Origin of the sequence: Collinsella sp. BG-O-102, from assembly GCF_023656745.1 — a bacterium.
In the GTDB taxonomy this organism is placed as follows: domain Bacteria; phylum Actinomycetota; class Coriobacteriia; order Coriobacteriales; family Coriobacteriaceae; genus Collinsella.
On sequence record NZ_JAMOKO010000041.1, the window covers coordinates 1 to 1447 of the forward strand.

Annotated in this window: 2 protein-coding genes; both read right to left on the reverse strand. The window is 65.3% G+C overall.

Translation table 11 applies throughout. The annotated features are described in order from the left end of the window. Positions 1 to 38 precede the first annotated feature (38 nt). A complete protein-coding gene (locus NBH09_RS09935; RefSeq protein WP_250787860.1) occupies positions 39 to 890 on the reverse strand; it encodes an IS3 family transposase in 852 nt (283 codons plus the stop codon). Between the two features lie 20 nt (positions 891 to 910). Then, positions 911 to 1402: a helix-turn-helix domain-containing protein gene (locus NBH09_RS09940; RefSeq protein WP_225093191.1), complete on the reverse strand. Its 492-nt coding sequence runs from the start codon at positions 1400 to 1402 to the stop codon at positions 911 to 913. Positions 1403 to 1447 lie beyond the last annotated feature (45 nt).

The window sequence follows — 1447 nt, forward strand, 5'->3', positions numbered from 1 at the left end:
TGAACTGCACCCCAAAACTTGGACGGCTTAAATAAGAACTACGCCGCAAGGGACTGTCTCCGGAACTCCTCCGGGGTCAGTCCCTTCAGTTTAACCTGGCGCCTCCTCGTGTTCCAATGGACCACGAAGTCGTCGAGGTCCGCCTTGAAGGACTCGAAGTCCGGCCACGTCCTTCCGCGAAAGAACTCGTCCTTCATATGGCCGAACACCTGCTCCGTCGCGCCGTTGTCGATGCAGTTGCCCTTCCGGGACATGCTCTGCACCACGCCGGCCTCCTCCAACCGCTTGCACCACCCGGCCTGCTGGTACTGCCAGCCCATGTCCGAGTGCAGGACCGGCCTGGAGCCCTCGGGCATCTTGGACACGAGCTGGTCGAGCAGCTCGTGCTGCTGGGCCATGTTGGGATGCAGCGACGTGGACCAGGCGACGATCTCCTTGCTGCCGAAATCGTAGACCGGCGCGAAGTAGGCCTTGCCCCAGGGCTGCTTGAACTCGGTGACGTCGGTGCCCATCTTCTCCCACGGCCCGCCGGCGGCGAAGTCCCTGCCGATGACGTTCTCGAAGGTCTTTCCGACCTTGCCCCTGTACGAGTTGTACCTGTGGTAGTCGGTCTCGCGGCGGATCCCGCAGCTGATGCCCATCTCGCGCATCATCTTCAGCGTCGTCTTGTCGGCTATGCGCACGCCCTGCTCGGCGCGCAGGCACATGGCGATCTGCCTGTGGCCGCACCCGTTGGCGGTGCGCGAGAATATCTCGGCGGCGGCCTCCCAGAGCTCGGGCCTGGTGGGAGCCTTCGGGTGCGACAGCGCGTAGTAGTAGCTGGACCGGGCCATGCCGGCGCACTCCAGCAGGCGCCCCAGCCCGTGCCCCTCTTCGCGCAGGACCCTCACGGCCTCGACCTTCGCCCTGGTCAGAGCCCGTCCCTCCCGACCAGGGCACGCAATTTTTTTAGGTAGGCCACCTCGGTCTCGAGCCTTCGGCAGCGCTCCTCGAGCTCCTCCTCGCGGGTCCGCGGCCTCGCCTTGGAACCGCTCGGCCGGCCCTTGGGCCTGGGCCTGAGCGCCTCGGCGCCGCCCTCGCGGTAGAGCGCGCACCATCTCTTGAGCGGCGCCAAGGACATGACCCCGAACGCCTCCATGGCGTCCCGCTTGCTCATGCCGCCGTCGACCACGGCCGAGGCGGCGGCGACCTTCTGCTCGTATGTGTACCTGGCCTGCTTGCCGTCCATGGATAGCAGCACCTCGCTTCCGAACGACCGGTATACGTAGAGCCATTGTCTCACGGTGTCGCGCGGGACCGACAGCGCCTTCGCCGCCGACTCGGAGCCGTGGCCTCGCTCGAAGAGCCCGATCGCCGCCTTCCTGGCCTCGATGTCGTGCTTCACCCTCAAGTCGACACGCATAAAAAGCCTCCCATTTCTCATGTCCAAGAAATGGGAGGCAGTTCA